Source organism: Pseudomonas sp. CFBP13509 (assembly GCF_005233485.1).
Classification (GTDB): domain Bacteria; phylum Pseudomonadota; class Gammaproteobacteria; order Pseudomonadales; family Pseudomonadaceae; genus Aquipseudomonas; species Aquipseudomonas marginalis.
The window spans coordinates 76752-97273 of the sequence record NZ_QGAA01000002.1 but is presented as its reverse complement, the minus strand read 5'-3'; the positions used below and the strand labels follow the sequence as shown (position 1 = coordinate 97273).

Sequence of the window (20522 nt, the reverse complement as noted above, 5' to 3'; positions counted from 1 at the left end):
CGTCAGCGCTTGCGCATCAGGCCGATGAAGAACAGGCCGCCGATCGCCGCCGTGGCCACGCCAATCGGCAGGTCTTCGGGGGCGATCAAGGTGCGCGCCGCCACATCGACCCAGACCATGAACAGGCTGCCCAGCAATGCGCATACCGGCAGCAACCGACGATGTTCGGCGCCCACCAGGCGCCGGGCGATGTGCGGCACCATCAGCCCGACAAAGCCGATGGAGCCGCTGATGGACACCAGCACGCCGGTCATCAACGAGGCGACCAGGAACACCTTCAGCCGTACATTGCGGGCGTTCAGGCCAAGGGTCACGGCGGTCTGTTCGCCGGCCATCAGCGCGTTCAACGGGCGGGCCATGCCCACCAGCACCAGCAGCCCGAGCACTACGCTGGCGCCCGGAATCGCCAGCAGTTCCCAGCGTGCCAGGCCGAGGCCGCCGAGCATCCAGAACATCACCGCCGAGGCGGCGCGATGGTCGCCCATGAACAGCAGCAGATTGGCCGCCGCCATCATCACGAACGACACTGCCACGCCGCACAGCAACAGGCGATCACTCTCCAGCCGGCCATTGCGACTGGCTACCGCGAGCACCACGATCATGCTCGACAGGGCGCCGATAAAGGCGGCGATGGGCAAGGTCAGCAAGCCGATGATTTCACCTACATGCAGCACCACGATCACCGCGCCCAGGGTCGCGCCGGAAGTGACACCCAGCAGGTGCGGATCGGCCAGCGGATTACGCGTGACCGCCTGCAACACCGCACCGATCAACGCCAGCCCGGCCCCCACCAACGCCCCCAGCAGCATGCGCGGCACGCGGATCAGCCAGACGATAGGTACCTGCCCGGCCGACCAACTCACTTCGCCGATGCCGAAGACCTTGTACAGCAGGATGCGCCACACCACGTCCGCTGGTACCCGCGCCGGGCCGAAGCCCAGGGATATCACGCAGGACACCAGCAGCAATGCGCCCAGGGCGGCAAGCAGCAGGGTGTAACGACGGGTGATCATTCGCCGTGGAACCCCTTGGCCAGGGTTTCCACCGCCAGCACGTTATCGATGCCTGGCGTGGCTTGTACATACGGGATCACGATAAAGCGCTGGTGCCTGATCGCGTCCACCCCTTGCAGCGCCGGGTTGTTGAGCAGGAACTGCTGTTTTTGATCGGCGGTGACTTCGCTGTAGTCGACGATCACGATCACCTGTGGATTGCGCTCGACCACGGTCTCCCAGTTGACGCGGGTCCAACTGGCGTCGACGTCATCGAGGATGTTGCGCCCGCCGGCTGCGTCGATCAGCGCCTGGGGCATGCCGAGGCGGCCGGAGGTCATGGCGCGGTCTTCACCGCTGTCGTAGAGGAACACGCGCGGCTTGTCGGCGGGCAGGTCTGTCTGCACCTCGGCGACCTGTGCCTGCATCTGTGCGATCAAGGCATTGGCGCGGTCCTGCACGTCGAAGATCCTGCCCAGGTTGCGCAGGTCGTTATAGGTGTCGTCCAGGGTCGCGGCCGGGCGCTTCATCACGAAGGCGCACGACTCGGTCAGCTCGTAGACGTTGATCCCCAGCGGCTGCAGGGTGTTCGGCGTCAGGTCGCCGCCCACGCGCATGCCGTAGTCCCAGCCGGCAAAGAAGAAATCCACATTGGCATTGAGCAGGGTTTCCACCGACGGGTACTTGCTCGCCAGCTCCGGCAGGCCATCGAGGGTCCGGGCCATGTCCGGGGTGACCGACTTCCAGCCGGTGATGCCGCTATAGCCGGCCATCCGCGGTTTGAGGCCCAGGGCGAGCATCATCTGGGTCATATTGATGTCATGGCTCACCGCATGCTTCGGCGCCTCCTGGAAGGTCACGTCGCGGTTGCAGCTTTTGACGGTGACCGGGTAATGGGTGGCTTCAGCGAAGGCTGGTGAAGCACCGAACAGCAGGGCCACAAGGGCGAAGGCGCGCAGGATCATGGTTGGGTTATCCAGGTGATGCGGGGATAGTCGGCCAGGGGATGAGTGTCGATCAGCGCCTCGACGCCGAACACATCGCGCAGCAGTTCAGTGGTCAGCACCTGGTGAGGCGTGCCGCTGGCGACGATGCGCCCGTGGTCGATCACGTAGAGCCGATCACAAAAAGCGGCGGCCAGGTTGAGGTCGTGGATGCTGGCCAGGGTGCCGATACCCAGGCGCTTGACCAGCCTCAACAGCTCAAGCTGGTAGCGTGGATCGAGGTGGTTGGTCGGCTCGTCGAGGATCAGCAATTGCGGTTGCTGGGCCAGGGCGCGGGCGAGGATGACGCGCTGTTTTTCACCGCCCGAGAGGGTGGCGAAGGCATGCGCTTCAAAGCCCTGCATGCCCACCGATACCAGCGCCTGTTGCACCAGCTGCCGATCCTCCAGGGTGTCGCTGTCGAACAGGCCCTTGTGGGGCGTGCGGCCCATGGCGACCACTTCATCGACTCGCAGGCCAAAGGCATCCGGGAACTCCTGCAACACCACGGCGATACGTTGCGCACACCACTTGGCGCCTTGCTTCCACAGGTTCCGATGGGCGAGCAATACGTCGCCGCGTTCCGGCTGGGTGAACCGATAGGCGCAGCGCAACAGGCTGGTCTTGCCGCTGCCGTTGGGGCCGATCAGCCCGACGAACTCCCCCGCAGCGACGTGAAGGCCGGCGTCACGCAGTTGGAACGGGTGTTGGCTGTGGTTCGCCGGGGCCCAGTTGATGCGGGTGAGGGTGAGTGAAGTCATCAAGTCTCTCAAGGCCTGCAGGGATCTAGCCGTGTTTTGGTCAGTTAGAAGGTGTAGTCCGCCGTGACGAAGAACGAGCGCGGTTCACCGAGGATCCATTGCTGGCCGTCGTTGTACTGGCTGACCGCGTAGGTGCGGTCGAACAGGTTGTTCAGTTGCAGGCCCAGGGTGGTGTTGCGCATCGCCTTCCACGACAGCGTGGCATCGACCACGGTGTAGCTCGGCAGCTCGTTCTGGTTGGCCATGTCGGCATACCGTGCATCGACATAGCGCACTCCGGCACCGGCGCGGATGTCGTCGCTCAGGGCCTTGCTCAGCCACAGGTTGGCGGTGCGGCGTGGCACGTCCACCGGACGGTTGCCGTCGCGGGACACTTGTACGCCGTCGACAGCCTGTTTGAAGTCGTCGTACTGCGCCCGCACGATGGCTGCGTTGGCTTGCAGCGCCCAGGCGTGCGGCAGTTGCAGGTCGAGGCTGGCTTCCAGGCCGCTGGAGGATTGCTGGCCGACTTGCTGCTTGAGGTCCGGGTTGCCAGGGACGTCGGTGAGCAGTTTCTTCTTGACGATATGGTAGGCCGCCACTGTCCATTCGCCGCGTTGATCCCAGAAGGCCTGCTTGAGGCCGATCTCGGTTTGCCTGGCGGTGGAGAGGTCGAACTGCTGCTGGCCAGGGCTCAGGGAAATCAGGCCGCCGACCCCGTCGGTGCTGGTGGCGTACTGGCTGTAGACCGAGGTGTCGGGGGTGATTGCGTAGACCAGGCCAGCCTTCCAGTTATTGCCGGTGAGGGTCTTGTCGCTTTGGCTGGCGTCACGTAAATCATCGCGCTCGACGTGGGCGTAGTCGCGGCGGATGCCGGTGACCAGCGCCAGTTGGTCGGTGAGTTGCAGGCGGTTTTCGGCGAAACCGGCAACGGTTTTGGTGGTGGTGGCGAACAGCGGTTTGAACGGGTTCTGGCTGTCGAACCGAGCGGGCGCCGGATCGTTGATATCCACCGGCTGGCCGCCGGGCAGCACGTCGTTGAACGGTGAGTTGCTGGCCAGGCGGAAACGGATGCGGTTGTATTCCACGCCCGTCACGGTCTGGCTGTCGAGGCCGAACAGGCTGTGCTTGAAGGTGACGGTCTGGCGATCGCCGACCTGTTCCTGGTTGTGCTTGATGCCGAAGTTGCCGCTGCGGGTCAGTTGCCCGTTGGTGACGTTGTAGTTCTCGGCGTTCTGCCAGCGGCGCTGGTTCTTCAGGTAGAACAGTTCATTGGTGGCACTGACGTTGTCATTGATCTGCCACTCGCTGATCAGGCGCGTCCACTGGTCGTTGTAGTGCTGGGTGTCGTTGCTGACGTTGTAGTTCTTGTGGCGCAGGCCCTTGTGCAACTGGCCATTGATCAGCGGCGTGCCGAAGTAGTTCTGCGGGCGCTGGTCGCCATAGTCGCTGGCCAGGGTGAAGCTCAGGTTGTCCGCCGCCTGCCAGCGCAGGGCGCCGCTGACGAAGTCGCTGCTGGAGTCGCCATGGTCGATAAAGCCGTGGCTGCGCAGGCGGTTGAGGTTCAGGCGATAGCTCAGGGTGTCGGTCAGCGAGCCGCCGCTGTCCAGAGCTTGTTGCTGGCGATCGTAGGCGCCGTAGCCGAGGCGGAGGTGGTTTTCGATCTCGCCTTCGAAGGGTTTTTTCGGCACGGTATTGATCACCGCACCGGTGGCGCCTTCGCCGTACAGCACCGAGGCCGGGCCGCGCAAAACGTCTACGCGTTCCACCGCCCAGGTGTCCACCGGGAAGGTCGAGGTGCCCATGCCCATGTACATGCGGGTGCCGTCGTACAGTTGCATCACCGAGCCCTGGCCGGTAAAACCACGGGCCGACAGCGAGGTGCCGCCATCGCCCGGTGTGCCGGTGCGGCTGATGCCGGTGGCACGGGAAATGGCGTCCTGCACGCTGGCGTCGCCACGCTCGCGGATCTGCGTACCGGTCTGGCTTTCGACACTGCCCGGGGTTTGCAGCGCGCTGAGATTCAGGCGCGAGCCTGCGGTGGTCGGCGTGTTCAGGTCGACGTGTTGGTCATCCACGGCCGCTGCGGTCACCGGGCTGGCGGGCAGGGTCAGGGCCTGGGCGCTGTCATGCAGGGCGAGCAGGCACAGGCCGGACACTAGGTACTTGTTCATTGGGCGGAAAATCGCTTCTTCGAGGCGGTGCTCGCCGCTGGGCGCGGCGAGCTGAGGTATGCAGCAAGTGTTATAAGTTAACACTTCCTGCGTCTTTGGCGAAAGCCCGCGTAAGACTACCTAACGCCTCTATGTAGGGCATCTCGCCTACTTCATAGCGAACCTGAGGTGGATTCACGTTGGCTGAACAACCGTGACAACACCAGGCGATCCAGCGCCCAGACCGCGATCAATGAGGCGCCCACCAGCGGGAACAGGAGCGCCAGCGCGAGCATGATCACCATCGCGGTTTTCCACTTCGGCAGGTCATGACGCAACGGCGGAACACCCAGGCCGCCCTGGGGCCGACGCTTCCACCAGATCACCACGCCACTCACCGCGCTGAGCAGGATCATCAGGCAGATCAGCAGCACGATCAGCTGGTTCACCCAGCCGAACATCTTGCCTTCGTGCAGCATCACGCCGGTCTCGGTGGCCCGTGCCACGGTGTTGTAGTGCGCCCAGCGCACATCGGTGAGGACCTTGCCGGTGTACTGGTCCACATGCAGGGTGGCGTCGTTGCGCGGGTCGTCGGCGAACACCGCGACGGTGAACACGCCTTCGGCGGTGGTGGGGAAAGTGATGCTGTAGCCGGGCTCGACCTTGCGTGCCGTGGCCAGGTCCACCACCTGTTGCAGGCGCACCGTGGGCGCGGCGGGAGCAGCGTGCATGGCGCCGTGGTTCATGTGTTCGGCATGGTCGCCGGACATCGGCATCGGCGTGTTTTCCATCGCCCAGGGCACGGTCTGTTGCGTTGCGGTATTGAGCACCCGCGCCTGCTGATCGGACTGCGGCACGTTGTTCCACATCGCCGCCGGGAAAGTGTTCCAGAGGTCGGCGTATTGCTTGCCCCAGAAGCCGGTCCAGGTCATGCCGCTGAGCAGCATCACCAGCAGAAACGCCGCGCCCCAGAAGCCGGCGACGGCATGCAGGTCACGCCAGAACACGCGGCCACGGGTTGTGAAGCGCGGCCACAACACGCCGGCCGACGTTTTGCCACGCGGCCACCACAGGTACAGGCCGGACACCACCAGCATCACGCCCCAACCGGCGGCGAGCTCTACCAGGCGGTCGCCGACGGTGCCGATCATCAGCTCGCCGTGCAGGGCGCGGGCGATGGCTTGCAGGTTGTTTTTCGCATCCTGCTCGCCGAGTACGGTGCCGCGATAGGGGTCGACGAACACCGTCACTTCGCGCCCGCCGACGTGCATCACGAACTGCGCGCTGCTGGTGGCGTCGACGGGTGGCAGGTACTTGCTGATCTTGCCCTGGGGAAAGGCCGCCTGGGCGCGTTGCAATTGCTCGTCGGCGCTCAAGGCGTGCTCGGCGCTTTGCACCTTGAGCAGGTCGCCGTACATCAGCGGATCGAGCTGGGGTTTGAACAGGTAGATGATGCCGGTCAGGGCCAGCAGTACCATGAAGGGGGCGACGAAGAGGCCGGCGTAGAAGTGCCAGCGCCAGGCCAGGTTGTAGAAGGAAACTTTTTGAGTGGTCATCGGGGATGCTCCGCAAAGCTTGAATTTTTTGTCGTTGATCAGGCCGCTATCGGGGGCAAGTCGAATCGTCGCACCGCCCCTCCCACATTTGGAGTGCGTTCCTATGTGGGAAGGGGGGCGCCCCCGATGCGTTTAGAAGCTCATGTCGACCTTGGTCCAAAGGGTCCGCCCCGGCTCCTTGATGGCCTGCGGATCGTTGGCCGGGTAGCCGAATCCGGCGTTGCCGGCCAGGTTCAGGTGTTCGGCGTAGGCCTTGCCGAACAGGTTGTCGACGCCGGTGCTGACCTTGAAATTCTTGTTGATGCGATACGCGCCATTGACCGAGAACACGCCAAAGCCGCCGCTCTTGTCGTAGTCCTTGCCGACCACATTGCCCTTGTTCTGGTCGATGCGGTTCTGCGCCGCCACTACCCGCCACAACGCGCCGGCACTCCAGTCGTCTTCGCTGTAGGTCAGGCCGAAGCGTGCGTCCAACGGCGGCATTTGCGGCAGGGCCTTGCCGTCGCTGCTGTTCTTGCCCCAGGCGTAGGCGAGGGTGGCGTCGGCTTTCCAATTGGGGGTTAGCTTGTAGGCCGCGCCCACTTCACCGCCCATGATGCGTGCGTCCACATTGCGCGCCTGGGAGGTGGTGCCCATCATCCCCGCCCGGTAATCGAACAGGATGAAATCACGCACCTGGCCGACGTAGCCCGACGCCCAGGCTTCCAGGTCGTCGGCTTTGTATTGCGCGCCGAAGTCGAGTTGGGTGGTTTTCTCCGGTTTCACGCCATCGAAGGCGTTGACCGAACCAACCGCGCCGGTGTTGGGCGAGAACAGCTCCCAGTAATCCGGGAAGCGTTCCGAGTGGCCCAGGCCGGCATAGAGCGTGGTCGGGCTGTCGGCCAGGTCGTGCTCGTAGCGCATAAAGCCCGAGGGCAGGGTGTCGGCGCGGGTGTCGTCGGCGGTCGGGTTGGCGCGTGCACTCATCCCGGAGCCGGTGGTTTGCCGGAAGTCCTTGGCCGAGGCGCGGTCCAGGCGCGCACCGGTGATCAGGCGGTCATGGTCGGCGGCGTACCAGGTCAGCTCGCCGAATACGCCGTAGTTGTGGAAGTTGGCGTCCTTGACCTTGGGCAAATCCTTGTAGGTGTCGATGCCCATGCTGCTGCGTTGGCGGTGTTCGTTGGTCTGCGCATCCAGGCCGCTGATCAGTTGCACATCGGCCCAGCGCCAGGTGGCCTTGATGCGCGCGCCGAGGGTGCGGCGGTCGACGTTGGAGGCCATGGGCCCGGCCATCATCCCGGTGCCCGAGGGCGTGCGCAGGCTGTAGTTGTCCATCACGTGGTCGGCATAGTTGTAGTAGACCTGGGCTTCGACCTTATCCAGCACTTCGCCGATATTCGATTTCTCGAAGCGCAGGCCCAGGCTTTCGCGCAGGAACTGCGAACCGTCCATGCCGCGCCCGGCGTAACGCGCTTCGCCGTCGCCACGGCCGGCGGTGAGCTCCAGCAGGGTGTCGGCATCCGGGGTGAAGCCGACGGCGACGTCGCCATTCCATTTGTCGTAGCGCGAGGCGACGGTGTCGTTGTTGCCGTCCTTGTAGTCATCGGCATGGGCCTGGTTGCCGATCACCCGCACATAGCCCAGCGGCCCACCGGCGGCGGCATCGATGACCTTGTCGAAGCGCCCGTTGGAGCCTGCCAGCACACTCGCGTTGAGCCGCGTGCCGAGTTCACCGAAGTGTTCCGGTTCGCGCTCGAACAGGATGGTGCCGGCTGAAGCACCGGGGCCCCAGAGTACGGTTTGCGGGCCCTTGATCACGGTGAGCTTGTCGTAGGTTTCCGGCGAAATGTACGAGGTCGGCGCATCCATCCTGCCGGGGCAGGCGCCGAGCATCATGCTGCCGTTGGTGAGGATGTTCAGGCGCGAACCGAACATGCCGCGCAGTACCGGGTCGCCATTGGTGCCGCCGTTGCGTACCAGGGCGAAGCCGGGGATGGTCTTGAGGTAGTCGCCGCCGTCGCTGGCGGGCACCGGTTGGCGAGGGTCCTTGGGGTTGGTGACCACGGTCAGCGGCGAGCTGGGCGCAATGGCGGTGATCACCGTGGGCGTCAGCTCATGCTCGGCGTGTTCATCGGCCTGGGCGTGGGGAACGAGCAGGGCGCCGCATAGGGCAGCGAGCACAGAGGTGCTTCCCAAACGGGAGTCAGCAGTAAACCTGGACATGACAAATTCCATCAATCAATCGTAAACAACACGGCCAGCAGCCTGCGGCTGTCTGTCTAAAGTCGGCCGGGGTGACGTAACGGTGGCAGGGGCTTACGAGGCGATGGGCGGGGCGCGGCTGCGGGCGCCGGGGAAGATGCTCTGCCGGGCATGGCCCAGGCGCGGTGCGGGGGTAAGGGCATTGGTCGGCGGCGGGCTGCCGATGGCCACGAATGACACGCTGCCGGGCAGGGCCGGGCAACTGTAGAGCAAGTCGCAATAGCCGCACTTGGACCAGAGCGCGTGGTGTTCGTCAGGGGCTTTCTTGTGATGGGCGTCGCCGTGGTCGCCGGGCATGTCCATGGACATGTTCATCGACATACCGGCGTGATGATCCATCGGCATCGCTTGGGAAATCAGCGGACCGATAAAGATCATCAGCATGGCGAACAGGCTGATCCAACTGCCGCGCTTCACGCGGCGGTGTGGGGATAGCCTGGCGCGAGGGGCGCCCATCTGGAGTCAGTCTATTGAGGGTGCTTGTGCTCGTGGCCGACCATCGGCGGTACTTTCTGTACCGAGACTTCCACCTCGACCTTGCCGGCTTTTTCAAAGGTCAGGGTCAGCGGGAATTGCTTGCCATCGGCCAGCAGGCTGCGGTCCTTGAGGCCCAGCAACATGACGTGATACGCCATGGGCGCGAAGGTCAAGTCACCCTTGGCCGGTACGGCAACGCTGGGGACTTGCTGCATCTTCATCAAGTCGCCCTGCATCACATGCTCATGCAGCTCGGCCTTATCGGCCACTGGCGTGTCGACACTGAGCAGGCGATCCGGTGTCGCACCGGTGTTATGAATCACGAAATACGCGGCGACGGTGGGCGCGTTGGGCGGCAATTCCTGGGACCAGGGATCGCTGACCAGCAGTTCGCCGGCCTTGTAGTCTTCGGCATTGGCAGCACTGAACACCGGCAGCAGCAACGCAGCCAGAAGCAGGGAAGATTTAAGCATGGCAGTTCTCCAGAACGGTTCTAAACGCAGTTCACTTGCGAAGAAGATCAGGCCGTCGGAGAGGCGCGGGGGTTAAGGCTCGGCCATTGCTGGCGCGGGGTTGGGGTTTGCAATGGTGTGTGTGGTTGACGCTGTACCGTCTCGAATCGCGTGAGATACAACTGCGGCACATGCCCCGGCAACGCCACCAACGGCGCCGAGCCCGAGCAACACCAGCAATGCTGCATGGTGGAATGATCGTCCGGCTGCGGCGCCGGAATCTCCAGCTTGCCCAGGGCAATGGTCTTCAGGCTGGCGCCAGTGGACGAACAGAAACTGCCCCCCAGCAATTGCTGCACGGGGTCCTTGGACTGCTGCATCGCGCTGGCCATTGGCATGGCAAAGGCGTTGAACAGCACTGCAAGGCAGGCGATCCAGGCAATTGCAACGCGTTGACGGGCCATGGCGGACAATCCGTAGGGTTAAACGATCAGGCGGGTATTTAGCCTGATCGGGGGGGATAAGTAAAAAGTGGTGGTGTGGTTTGGTGTCGCAGTGCTATCAGATCGCTGTAGCGTGAAGCTTGAGGCCCAAAGCCTTCATGACTTTCATGATAGTCGCGAACTCGGGATTGCCATTGCTGGAGAGGGCTTTGTATAGACTTTCTCTTCCGAGGCCGGCGTCGCGAGCAATTTGGGTCATGCCTTGGGCGCGGGCGATGTTGTTGAGCGCTGAACGAATCAGCAATCCGTCACCAGAATCCTCTTCGAAAGAAGCTTCGAGATACTCCGCCATGTCCTCAGGAGTCGTCAGATGCTCGGCTATGTCGAAATCTTTAAATTGAGTCATGGGTCACTCCTTTTTCTCAAATTCTTCGGCAATTTCTTTAGCTCGCTCGATGTCGCGTTTTTGCGTTGATTTATCGCCACCTATCAACAGTAGATAAACCACCTCACCTATACGCTTGAAGTACACCCGGTATCGGTATCCAGGACCATAGTGGATGCGCATTTCGGATACGCCATTTCCGACGTTTTCGCAGTCTCCAAAATTGCCCATTCTTGCGTTGTCCAATCTTGTAAGCACACGTCCATGGACGGGTTTACTGCGTAGCGAATAAAGCCATTCCTGAAACTCATCAGATCTCTTGAAGTGAATCATCTCGGATCGTATTCCTTGGGATACATGTTGGCAAGTTTCGACGCGCTGCAAAAAGCAGGCGTCCCCCTCGCGGATGGCTGACGCGAAACCGCGAGGGGGGAGGTTAGGGCGGGGGCTTTTGGCTGAGCCAGCCAGCTGGTTCGGAAGTGTTTGTAGGGGGAATCGACTTTTTGGAGGGAGGCCAAATCGCTAGTCGTTTGGCTGGTTATTCGTACAAGCAGAAATTTCCGACAGGGATTTGAGGTTGTCCCTAGGACACTCGGTCTCTAGTCTCCGTACACCGCTGTAAACGCAGCGGACGGGCGTCGCGGCCCGACTTCCTAAGAGCAAAAGCGCTATCGTCTGCTTTCAGTTGATGCTTTTTTATCGTCTACTGTGCGGCGCTATGGCGGCTGTGCGCGGGATACCTTTGTGTATGCCGGGTTGCCTCGGGACCGGTCCGCGAACCTGCGTACAGCTGCCACCCTATCGCGTCGCGGCGAATCAGTGGCAGCTCCACATTCCTGAGGAGCTTCACAATGATCAAACCCACCCCCAATCCCCCCGTCCGGCTGTTCACCGTGGCCGATGGCATCAGCATCGAAGACCTGTTGGTCAACCTCAGTGAAACACTTGCTTCGGCCAACGCGCTGAGTTGCGACCTTGCCTTTAACCTGGAAGGCGCACCACGCGAGGAATTACTGGGCGTTGCGCAGTTGATCGAGCTGGCACAATTGCTCGCTGACAGGGTGCACGAAGGCGCAGGGCAGGCAACCGCCGCGAGTAGTTAACAAGTTCGATGAGCGATCGTTCCTGCGCATATGTGTGGGAATGATCGTGTGGCAGGTCTTAGACCTCCCAGCTGGCTTCCCGTATATGATTGAAGTTGACGACATCTACGCAGTGCTGATGAGCAAACCCAGCGACTCTGAGATCGTCAGTCAAAACCAGATAGTTATCTTTTGCTGCGGCAACAATGCCAACGTCGGTAAGGCCGTAGGGTGACAGCTCATAATCGCGACTTATATCCAAGGCTGGATGATGGACTTCGATTATTGTTGATAGTGAGTTTTTTAACGTTGCATAAAAATCGCGCAGCTTGTTTCCATGAAGTCCATTTGTCAGGTTGCTGACTTCAGCGAGAATGTGAGGGGTTGAAACAAGTTTTTCGAACTGGTCAATCACTTTGAGCAAAAGTTGATAGTCTGCATCGCTGTAGCCGCGTGTTCTCTTGAACTCCACGATGCTGGACGTTCCTCCTATCAGTGCCAGAAGCAGCAAGTTAGTATCAACGATGATTCCTTTTCTTCGGTATTGCTTGATGTAGGCTTCGATCATACTTCGCGGATCTTCATGGAGCGGAACTCGCCAGTCTCCGAGTCGATGATGAATGTTTTGTATTTTCTTGCATGCATTTGTCCGGCTAAAGATGCGCCTAGCCTTTCATAGTTATTAGGGTTGGGGACATTGAAGCCCAGTGTTATTGCCCAGGTTTTATTGTCTGGGTCTAACTCTACTTCCTCAAGCATCAGGTCTTGTAGTGCTGTTTCTTGCCCGAGAAAGTCGTTTGCGACCGCCTTGGCGACTTGTACGGCTTCTTTAACTTCTATCATGTCAGCTCCTGAATACCGTTGGGCCTGGCTTGAACTGTTCCTGGAGTTTAGCACTTCGTGTTGTGGGTTCATCGCCGTCCCTTGAGGTAACAAAATAGATTGGATAGAGGGTGGCGGATGATCCTGATCTATCGAATGAAATCTGCCAACGAATCGATTGTTTCTGCGGGCGACAAAAGCTCCCGATCCACCGCCGCCAACACCGGCCGCTTCAACACCAACACCGGCACGCCCCGTTCCCGCGCCACTTCCAGCTTCGGCTCGGTGGCCGTGCTGCCACTGTTCTTGCTGATCAGCACATCAATCCCACGCCGTTCAAACAACGCGCGTTCATCTTCGATCAGGAACGGACCGCGTGCGCCAATCACTTCACAGCGATCATTGCCGGGATACACATCCAGCGCGCGCAGCGTCCAGAACTGCTCGGGCGGGATTTCATCAAGGTGCTGCAACGGCTCGCGACCCAAGGTGAACAGCGGACGCTTGAAGGGTTTCAAGGCGTCGATCAACTCAGCCCAGTCACTGACCTCCCGCCAGTCATCGCCGGCCTGCGGCTGCCACGCCGGTCGGCGCAACGCCCAGCAGGGGACACCGCACAACTGCGCCGCCAGCGCGGCGTTCTGGCTGATCTGCGCCGCATACGGATGGGTCGCGTCGAGGATCAGGTTGATCTGTTCGTCGCGAACAAACTGCGCCAACCCTTCGGCGCCGCCATAACCGCCGACACGCACTTGGCAGGTGAGATCGGTAGGCACACGCCCCACACCCGCCAGGCTGTAGATATGCTCCGGCCCCAAGGTGCGCGCGATAGCCAGCGCTTCGGTCACACCGCCCAGCAGCAGGATGCGTTTCATCGCGGCTTGACCACTTCCAGCAGGGTGATTGGAAGCGCCTGCCTCCACGTATCGAATTCACCCAGCGGCTGGGCCTGAGCGACGTGGATGCGCGTCAGTTCGCCGCCATGCTCCGCGCGCCAGTTCATCAAGGTCATTTCACTTTGCAGGGTGACGGCATTGGCCACCAACCGACCGCCGGGGCGCAGGTGTTGCCAACAGGTGTCGAGCACACCGTCGCGGGTGACGCCGCCGCCGATGAAGATGGCGTCGGGAGCTGTAAGGCCGTGCAACGCTTCCGGGGCTTTGCCACGAATCAACTGCAAACCGGGCACGCCGAGGGCGTCGCGATTGTGTTCAATAAGGCTCTGGCGGCCTTCGTCTGCTTCAATCGCCAATGCGCGGCAGCTCGGATGGGCGCGCATCCATTCGATACCGATGGAGCCGCTGCCCGCACCCACGTCCCACAGCAGTTCGCCGGGCATCGGGGCGAGGCGGGCGAGGGTCATGGCGCGCACATCGCGTTTGGTCAGTTGGCCGTCGTGCTGGAAGGCGGAATCGGGCAAGCCTGCGAGGCGCGACAGACGTGGTGTGTCGCTGGAGGCCACGCAGTCGATGGCGACCAGGTTCAAATCGGCGACACAGGCGTGCTGCCAATCCTCAGCCAAACCGTCGATGCGCCGCTCATTCGCGCTGCCCAGGTGTTCAAATACTGTCAATCGGCTGGGCCCGAACCCGGATTCAGCCAACAACGCAGCAATCAACGCGGGACTGCCGCCGTCATTACTCAGTACCAATAAACGCACACCTGTGGCCAGATGCGCATTGATCGCCGCCACTGGCCGTGCCACTACGGACAGCGTCACCACCTCCTGCAACGGCCAGCCCAGCCGCGCCGCCGCCAACGACACCGACGACGGCGCCGGTAAAACCAGCAGTTCTTCAGCCGCCACCTGTCGCGCCAGGCTGGCCCCCACGCCATAAAACATCGGGTCACCACTGGCCAGCACGCACACAGGCTCGTCACGCCGCGCCAGTACCGGTTCCAGGGAGAACGGGCTCGGCCACACCTGGCGCTCACCGCGAATACACACCGGCAACAGGTCCAACTGGCGCTGGCCACCTATAATCCGCGAAGCGCGCAACAGGGCATGCCGGGCATTCCTGCCCAGCCCCTTGAAGCCGTCTTCACCGATGCCTACAACCGTCAGCCAGGGCGACATATCAATTCCTTGAGCGACATCCGACGGGCAGGCTTTTCATGCCGCCGGACAAAGCAGGCATAATACCGCGCCTTTACCCGTCAACCGGTAGCCCCGTGAACCCAACGCCCGCTGTGAATACCTTGCGCCCCTCGGCTTGTCCGGGGTTGCTGCGTATCGTCCAGGCGTTGGATGGCGGCATCTGCCGGATCAAACTGGCCGGTGGCTCGATCAGCGCCGCCCAGGCCCGTGCCGTGGCGGACGCGGCCCAGGCCTATGCGGGCGGGGTGATCGAGGCGACCAACCGCGCCAACCTGCAGATACGTGGGATCGGTGCCGAGCAAGACGCCTTGATCGCCATGCTGCTGGCCGCCGATCTGGGCCCGAGTAACGCCGCTGGCGATGACGTGCGCAACCTGATGCTCAGCCCCAGCGCCGGTATCGACCCGCAGATGCTGTTCGACACCCGGCCGCTGGCCGAGCAGATCCTCGCCACCCTGCAAAACCGTCCGCGTTTCCATGAGCTGTCGGCCAAGTTCGCCGTGCAACTGGATGGCGGTGAGGCCCTGGCGATGCTCGAGCATCATCATGATCTGTGGCTGTCGGCGTTCGTACGCAATGGCGAGACGCTCCTTGCGTTCGGCCTGGCAGGTTGTCCAGGATTGGATGCACCGTTGGCCGCCGTGCCGTTGGCACAGGGTCATGGGTTGGTGGTGGCAGTGCTGGAGGCGTTTCTTGACCTCGCCACCCCGGAACAAACCCGCATGCGCCACCTGGCTGTGGATAAGTTGTTGAGCCGCCTCAGCCTGCCGCTGCTGCCGGCCGATGGCTTCAAACGCCCGCCCAGCGGCGCTTTGCTGCACCTCGGGAGTTATCCACAGGCTCAAAGCAATCAATTCTACGTCGCGGCCATCGCACCCTTGGGGCGCCTGGATTCGACGATGCTCACAGGCGTGGCGCAGCTCGCCAGCGAATATGGCGACGGCACCTTGCGCTTCACCCCCTGGCAAGGTGTGTTACTGCCCAACGTCGAAAAACCTCACGCCGTGACCCAACGCCTGGCGCAACTGGGCTTCCTCTGCACCGTCGACCAACCCTTGGCCCGCGTGATCGCCTGCACCGGTTCCAGCGGCTGCGCCAAAGCCCTCGCCGACACCAAGGCCGACGCCGTGCACTTGGCCGCGCTGCATCCCGGCCATGACGTGCACCTGTCCGGCTGCCCACGTTCCTGCGCCGCCGCACATATCGCGCCGGTCACCTTGCTAGCGGTGAGCCCCGGCCACTACGACCTGTATTTTCGCGATGCAGCCCACCCCGGTTTCGGCCGGCTGCGCGCACGCACCCTTTCCATTGAAGCGGCGGGCGCCTTGCTGCGCGCTCGCCCACGGAGCAACACCGATGATTGATTACATCCGCGACGGTCAGGAGATCTATCGCAACTCCTTCGCCATTATTCGCGCGGAAGCCAAGTTGGAGCGTATCCCGGCCGACCTGGAGAAACTCGCGGTGCGGGTGATCCATGCCTGCGGCATGGTCGAGGCCATCGACGGCCTGCAGTTCTCCGAAGGTGCGGGTAAGGCCGGGCGCGATGCGCTGGCCGCTGGCGCGCCGATTCTGTGTGATGCGCGGATGGTCTCCGAAGGCGTGACCCGTGCGCGCCTGCCCGCCAACAACCCGGTGATCTGCACCCTGCGCGACGACAGCGTGCCGGAGTTGGCGCGGGAGCTGGGCAATACCCGCTCCGCTGCGGCCCTGGAGCTGTGGCGTCCGCACCTGGAAGGTAGCGTGGTGGTAATCGGCAACGCGCCGACCGCGTTGTTCTACCTGCTGGAAATGCTTGACGCGGGGGCACCGAAACCGGCGTTGATCCTCGGCTTCCCGGTCGGCTTTGTCGGCGCTGCCGAATCCAAGGCGATGCTGGCGGCGGACAGCCGTGGCGTACCGTTCGTGATCATGCAGGGCCGCCTGGGCGGCAGTGCCATGGCCGCGGCGGCGGTGAATGCGCTCGCCACGGAGGTCGAATAATGCCGGCACGCGGACGTTTGATCGGCATGGGCGTCGGCCCCGGCGACCCGGAACTGATTACCCTCAAGGCCCTGCGCCTGCTGCGCGAATCGCCGGTGGTGGCCTATTTCGTGGCCAAGGGCAAGAAGGGTAACGCCTTCGGCATCATCGAAGACCACCTGGTGCCGCAACAAACCCTGATGCCGCTGGTGTACCCGGTAACCACCGAAGCGCTGCCGGCGCCGTTGTCCTATGAACAAGTGATCAGCGACTTCTACGACACCGCCAGTGTCGAGGTGGCCGTGCACCTGGACGCCGGTCGCGACGTGGCGGTGATCTGTGAAGGCGATCCGTTCTTCTACGGCTCCTATATGTATTTGCATGACCGCTTGGCCGAGCGCTACGAAGCCCAGGTTATCCCCGGTGTGTGCTCGATGCTTGGCGGCGCCTCGGTGCTGGGCGCGCCGTTGGTGTATCGCAACCAGAGCCTGTCGGTGCTGTCGGGCGTATTGCCCCACGAAGACCTCAAGCGCCGCCTGGCGGATGCTGACGCGGCGGTGATCATGAAGCTGGGGCGCAACTTCCCCAAGGTGCGCCAGGTACTCGAAGAACTTGGCCTGGCCGAGCGCGCGCTGTATGTGGAGCGCGCGACCATGGCCAACCAGAAAATCGTGGCGCTGGACCAGGTGGAGCCGATGTCTTCGCCGTACTTCTCGCTGATCATCGTGCCGGGTGAAAGGTGGCAAGGTTGATGAACCCGGCGATTGTCATTCTGGGCCAGGGTAGCCTGGCCACCGCGCGCAGGATCCAGCAGGTTTACCCTGGGGCACTGATCCACGGCCTGGCCGGGCGGGTTGAGGGGGCGGACCAGCCTTACGGCGAATTCGGCGCGACCCTGCGTCAGCTCTACCAGCAGGGCACGCCGCTGATCGCCCTGTGTGCCGCCGGCATCGTGATCCGCACCCTGGCGCCGCTGCTGCTGGAGAAAGGCGAAGAACCCGCCGTGCTGGCCGTGGCGGAAGACGGCAGCGCCGTGGTGCCGTTGCTCGGTGGTCTTGGCGGGGTGAACGTCATGGCACGGGACATCGCGGCGGCGCTGGGTGTCACTGCGGCGATCACCACCAGTGGCGAGTTGCGTTTCGGCACCTGCCTGCTCAACCCGCCTGCGGGTTATGAGCTGGCGGACCTGGAGCTGGGCAAGCGCTTCGTGTCCGACCTGCTGGCCGGCGAAAGCGTGCGCATCGAAGGCGCGGCGCCGTGGTTGGACCAGGCGAATTTGCCTCAGGACCAGCAAGCGCATCTAGCCATTCACGTGGGCAGTGCCGAGCGTGTGCCTTCCGCCAACGAGTTGCTGATCTATCCAAAGACGGTGTGCGTGACCTGCAAGCCGGGTGCGCAGTTGGCCGAGCGTGTGCGCGCGGCCTTGCACGAGGCGGGCATTGCCGTGCAATCCCTGGCGTGCCTGTTGGCCAGCGATACGCAGATGGCTGACCCGTCGTTGCACGAAGCCGCGTCGGCGTTGGGCGTGCCGCTGCGCTTTGGCGGCGTTACCCAGGCTGCCGATATTGTCATCGAGGTGGCTGATCAACCGCTGGACCTGGCCCAGGTCGGCCGCCGCCGTGGCCGCCTTGCCGTGATTGGCCTGGGCCCTGGCGCCGCCGAGCTGATGGTGCCGGCGGTCAAGGCCGAACTGGCGCGCTGCACCGATGTGCTGGGCTATGAAACCTATGTGCGCATGGCCGGGCCGTTCCGTGACGATCAGGTACAGCATTGCACCGATAACCGCGAAGAGATGCAGCGCGCCCGCCACGCCTTCGAGCTGGCCGCCCAGGGGCGTTCGGTGGTGGTGGTGTCGTCCGGCGACCCGGGCGTCTTCGCCATGGCGGCGGCGGTGATCGAGGCGTTGCACGAGTCCGGCGATCCGGCGTGGCATCAGGTCGACCTGGAAATCCTGCCGGGGGTTTCGGCCTCCCTGGCCACCGCGGCCCAGGCCGGCGCGCCGTTGGGCCACGACTTTTGCGTGATGTCGCTGTCGGACAACCTCAAGCCCTGGTCGATCATCGAAAAGCGCCTGGACCTCGCGTCCCAGGCCGACCTGGCCCTGGCGTTCTACAACCCGATTTCGCGTTCGCGGCCTTGGCAGCTGGGGCGCGCCCTGGAAATAGTCGCGCAACACCGCACGCCTGAGACCCCGGTAGTGCTGGGTCGCGATATCGGTCGCCCCGGCCAGACCCTGCGCGTCACCACCCTCGGGCAACTCACGCCAGACCAGGTGGACATGCGCACCATGGTGCTGGTCGGCTCATCCACTACCTGCACATTCCCTCGCGCCGATGGCGGTGAATGGGTGTACACGCCGCGCTGGTACGGTGCAAAGCCTGCCTCCTGAAAACGCTTGGGTGGCTGCACGAAAGCTCCGAATGACAATGGGTGATCACCTGCTGTTGCTCGGGGCTTTTTCTTTTTTGAGTGACGAAAGCCGGAAGGCCCCGAGGGGCGCCCTGTCATTGCTGGGCAGCGTTTTTTGCCGCGTGCCGGCAAGCGATGTTTGTGGCATGGAAGAGCCGCCGCTGACTGGACTAGTGTGGACACAAGCCCCGAGCCGGGGTGTTTGTGGAGAACTGAAATGGAGCGACATCACAGAAGGATCAACAACACAAAACGGCGCAAGTTGATTGCGCGCTACACATTGCCGAGGGCGCGAGGTGCGCAGCCCTCATTGCCGCTCGACACGGAGGACGACTGCAACGCGGCGGTAGTCAACAACAGCGTGATTTCGTTTGCCGAGGGGTTGTCCGGGTTGAACCGGGAATACATCCGCAAAAGCTATCTGCTGGCCAGCGGCTACGTCAGCGATGTATTGAAAATCCAGCGAGGTACCGAGGCCTGGTACGACGAATTTATCAAGGTGATGATCAGCCTGGGCTGGCTACCGGTGCGCAGCAGTTTCGAGCGGGTCTCACAGTCGGGCAAGGGCCTGACCGTGCAACTGGCGGCGTTGAATATCATCACCGCGATACTGGCGGGGGTGTCGGTTTCGGGACCGCTGGTTACGGCGCTGCCGAAACTGGCGGCCGATGCGCTGGAGGCACTGAAGCAGCAACCGAGTTCTTTCGAACTGTTCAAGCGCAACAGTACGGTGCACCAGGGCGGTGATTTCGGCCTGGCATCCTGCGCCGAAACCGACGGCGAATTGATGATGGTGCTGGTGACGTACAGCACCCAAGGCGTGAACAAACAGGTTGGGCTGCCGTTTCTGGAGTGGGACAGTTCCTCGTTCGAGGCCTTCAGCGGGCAGACCTGCCTGGTGCTGAATACCTCGATGGTCAACGAAAAAACCCTCCAACTGATGCGCGAGAGCGCGGGCGACAAGGTGCAGTCGGCGATTGCCAAATACCGGATCTAAGGCACCAGGTAGCCGCGCACCCCGGTAAAGATGATTTGCGCGGCGAGGGCACACACGAACAATCCCATCAACCGACTGACAATCTGCAGGCCCTGGTCACCGAGAATCCGTTCGATACGGTTGGACAGGTACAGCACCACACCGACCGTGAGGCTGGCCAGGGCGATGCTGAGGATGGCCGTGATCTTGTCATCCCAGTGCGGTTGGCTGACGCCCATGACCAACAGCGCACCGATGGTGCCGGGGCCGACCGTGAGGGGAATGGTCAGCGGCACGATGGTCACGTCCTGCTGCACATTGTCGGTCTGCACGGCCGACTTGCCCTGGGCCATGCCCAGGGCGGAGATAAACAGCACACTGCCGGCGCCGATGCGAAAGGCATCCACGGTGATGCCGAACACGCTGAAGATCACCCGGCCGAACAGGTAGAGCAACACGCTCGACACCAGGGTCGCCAGCGCTACTTTCCAGGCCAGGCGCCGCCGCTCTTTGCTCGAATAACCACGGGTCAGGCTGATAAAGCAGGACAGCACGAAGAACGGGCTGTAGAGCACCAGCATCTTCAGGTAAACGCTGAATAACACGTGGAGCATGGGGGGGCTCGCAGGCGGGGAAAGTGTGGAGAGTCTATCAGGCGCCAGAGATCAAATGTGGGAGGGGGCTCGCCCTAATGCCAGTCAGTTACAGTGTTCGCTCTTGACTGAAGCAAGCCCCCACCCACATTGGAATT

General features: G+C 62.6%; 22 protein-coding genes. 6 read left to right on the top strand and 16 right to left on the bottom strand.

The window, feature by feature from the left end:
- Positions 1-2 precede the first annotated feature (2 nt).
- From PspCFBP13509_RS03875 to PspCFBP13509_RS03825, 11 genes are all read right to left on the bottom strand, one after another.
- Complete coding sequence (locus tag PspCFBP13509_RS03875; RefSeq protein ID WP_137211595.1) at positions 3-1013, bottom strand: FecCD family ABC transporter permease; 1011 nt, start codon at positions 1011-1013, stop codon at positions 3-5.
- Positions 1010-1957: an ABC transporter substrate-binding protein gene (locus tag PspCFBP13509_RS03870; RefSeq protein WP_065925583.1), complete on the bottom strand. Its 948-nt coding sequence runs from the start codon at positions 1955-1957 to the stop codon at positions 1010-1012. Before PspCFBP13509_RS03870 ends, PspCFBP13509_RS03875 begins: the two co-directional genes overlap by 4 nt.
- Positions 1954-2736, bottom strand: a complete 783-nt coding sequence (locus tag PspCFBP13509_RS03865) for an ABC transporter ATP-binding protein (protein ID WP_137211594.1) — start codon at positions 2734-2736, stop codon at positions 1954-1956. Before PspCFBP13509_RS03865 ends, PspCFBP13509_RS03870 begins: the two co-directional genes overlap by 4 nt.
- Positions 2737-2780: 44 nt before the next feature.
- The gene (locus PspCFBP13509_RS03860) at positions 2781-4889 is read right to left on the bottom strand and encodes a TonB-dependent receptor (protein WP_137211593.1); all 2109 of its coding nucleotides are present in this window, start codon (positions 4887-4889) and stop codon (positions 2781-2783) included.
- A 152-nt stretch (positions 4890-5041) separates the two neighbouring features.
- Positions 5042-6424, bottom strand: coding sequence for a PepSY-associated TM helix domain-containing protein (locus tag PspCFBP13509_RS03855; RefSeq protein WP_137211592.1), 1383 nt, complete (start codon positions 6422-6424; stop codon positions 5042-5044).
- Positions 6425-6556: 132 nt separating this feature from the next.
- Positions 6557-8626: a TonB-dependent copper receptor gene (locus PspCFBP13509_RS03850; RefSeq protein ID WP_137211591.1), complete on the bottom strand. Its 2070-nt coding sequence runs from the start codon at positions 8624-8626 to the stop codon at positions 6557-6559.
- A gap of 93 nt (positions 8627-8719) precedes the next feature.
- Positions 8720-9121, bottom strand: a complete 402-nt coding sequence (locus PspCFBP13509_RS03845; protein ID WP_065925578.1) for a DUF2946 domain-containing protein — start codon at positions 9119-9121, stop codon at positions 8720-8722.
- 11 nt (positions 9122-9132) lie between these two features.
- Positions 9133-9615 carry a copper chaperone PCu(A)C gene (locus PspCFBP13509_RS03840; RefSeq protein ID WP_137211590.1) on the bottom strand — a complete coding sequence of 161 codons (483 nt, stop codon included), beginning with the start codon at positions 9613-9615 and terminating at the stop codon, positions 9133-9135.
- Positions 9616-9662: 47 nt separating this feature from the next.
- On the bottom strand, positions 9663-10058 hold the full coding sequence (locus PspCFBP13509_RS03835) for a DUF2946 domain-containing protein (RefSeq protein WP_137211589.1): 396 nt from the start codon (positions 10056-10058) through the stop codon (positions 9663-9665).
- Positions 10059-10155: 97 nt separating this feature from the next.
- Positions 10156-10443, bottom strand: coding sequence for an addiction module antidote protein (locus PspCFBP13509_RS03830; protein WP_065925575.1), 288 nt, complete (start codon positions 10441-10443; stop codon positions 10156-10158).
- A gap of 3 nt (positions 10444-10446) precedes the next feature.
- A complete protein-coding gene (locus PspCFBP13509_RS03825; RefSeq protein ID WP_065925574.1) occupies positions 10447-10755 on the bottom strand; it encodes a type II toxin-antitoxin system RelE/ParE family toxin in 309 nt (102 codons plus the stop codon).
- 518 nt (positions 10756-11273) lie between these two features.
- On the opposite strand from PspCFBP13509_RS03825, the gene PspCFBP13509_RS03820 reads away from it, so the two are divergent.
- On the top strand, positions 11274-11525 hold the full coding sequence (locus PspCFBP13509_RS03820) for a DUF6124 family protein (RefSeq protein WP_137211588.1): 252 nt from the start codon (positions 11274-11276) through the stop codon (positions 11523-11525).
- A gap of 58 nt (positions 11526-11583) precedes the next feature.
- Here PspCFBP13509_RS03820 and PspCFBP13509_RS03815 read toward each other — a convergent pair whose 3' ends face one another.
- The 4 genes from PspCFBP13509_RS03815 to cbiE all read right to left on the bottom strand — a co-directional run bounded on the left by PspCFBP13509_RS03815 (position 11584) and on the right by cbiE (position 14403).
- A complete protein-coding gene (locus PspCFBP13509_RS03815) occupies positions 11584-12072 on the bottom strand; it encodes a PIN domain-containing protein (protein ID WP_027607744.1) in 489 nt (162 codons plus the stop codon).
- Complete coding sequence (locus PspCFBP13509_RS03810) at positions 12069-12347, bottom strand: hypothetical protein (RefSeq protein WP_065925573.1); 279 nt, start codon at positions 12345-12347, stop codon at positions 12069-12071. The genes PspCFBP13509_RS03815 and PspCFBP13509_RS03810 overlap by 4 nt, the downstream gene beginning before the upstream one ends.
- 128 nt (positions 12348-12475) lie before the next feature.
- Complete coding sequence (locus tag PspCFBP13509_RS03805) at positions 12476-13201, bottom strand: cobalt-precorrin-6A reductase (protein WP_137211587.1); 726 nt, start codon at positions 13199-13201, stop codon at positions 12476-12478.
- A complete protein-coding gene (gene cbiE, locus PspCFBP13509_RS03800) occupies positions 13198-14403 on the bottom strand; it encodes a precorrin-6y C5,15-methyltransferase (decarboxylating) subunit CbiE (RefSeq protein ID WP_137211586.1) in 1206 nt (401 codons plus the stop codon). The genes PspCFBP13509_RS03805 and cbiE overlap by 4 nt, the downstream gene beginning before the upstream one ends.
- A gap of 38 nt (positions 14404-14441) precedes the next feature.
- Between cbiE and cobG the strand changes: the two genes are divergently transcribed.
- The 5 genes from cobG (at position 14442) to PspCFBP13509_RS03775 (ending at position 19792) form a co-directional block, all read left to right on the top strand.
- Entirely contained in the window at positions 14442-15788 is a 1347-nt protein-coding gene (cobG, locus tag PspCFBP13509_RS03795; protein ID WP_137211585.1) for a precorrin-3B synthase, read from the top strand.
- The gene (locus tag PspCFBP13509_RS03790; RefSeq protein ID WP_065925569.1) at positions 15781-16407 is read left to right on the top strand and encodes a precorrin-8X methylmutase; all 627 of its coding nucleotides are present in this window, start codon (positions 15781-15783) and stop codon (positions 16405-16407) included. Before cobG ends, PspCFBP13509_RS03790 begins: the two co-directional genes overlap by 8 nt.
- Positions 16407-17138 (top strand): precorrin-2 C(20)-methyltransferase, encoded by a 732-nt coding sequence (locus PspCFBP13509_RS03785; protein ID WP_137211584.1) that lies wholly within the window; start codon positions 16407-16409, stop codon positions 17136-17138. The genes PspCFBP13509_RS03790 and PspCFBP13509_RS03785 overlap by 1 nt, the downstream gene beginning before the upstream one ends.
- Entirely contained in the window at positions 17138-18775 is a 1638-nt protein-coding gene (gene cobJ / locus PspCFBP13509_RS03780; RefSeq protein ID WP_137211583.1) for a precorrin-3B C(17)-methyltransferase, read from the top strand. The genes PspCFBP13509_RS03785 and cobJ overlap by 1 nt, the downstream gene beginning before the upstream one ends.
- A gap of 237 nt (positions 18776-19012) precedes the next feature.
- Positions 19013-19792 (top strand): hypothetical protein, encoded by a 780-nt coding sequence (locus PspCFBP13509_RS03775; protein WP_065925566.1) that lies wholly within the window; start codon positions 19013-19015, stop codon positions 19790-19792.
- Here PspCFBP13509_RS03775 and PspCFBP13509_RS03770 read toward each other — a convergent pair.
- Entirely contained in the window at positions 19789-20385 is a 597-nt protein-coding gene (locus PspCFBP13509_RS03770; RefSeq protein ID WP_003217330.1) for a MarC family protein, read from the bottom strand. The two genes, PspCFBP13509_RS03775 and PspCFBP13509_RS03770, sit on opposite strands and share 4 nt — an antisense overlap.
- Between the last annotated feature and the right edge of the window lie 137 nt (positions 20386-20522).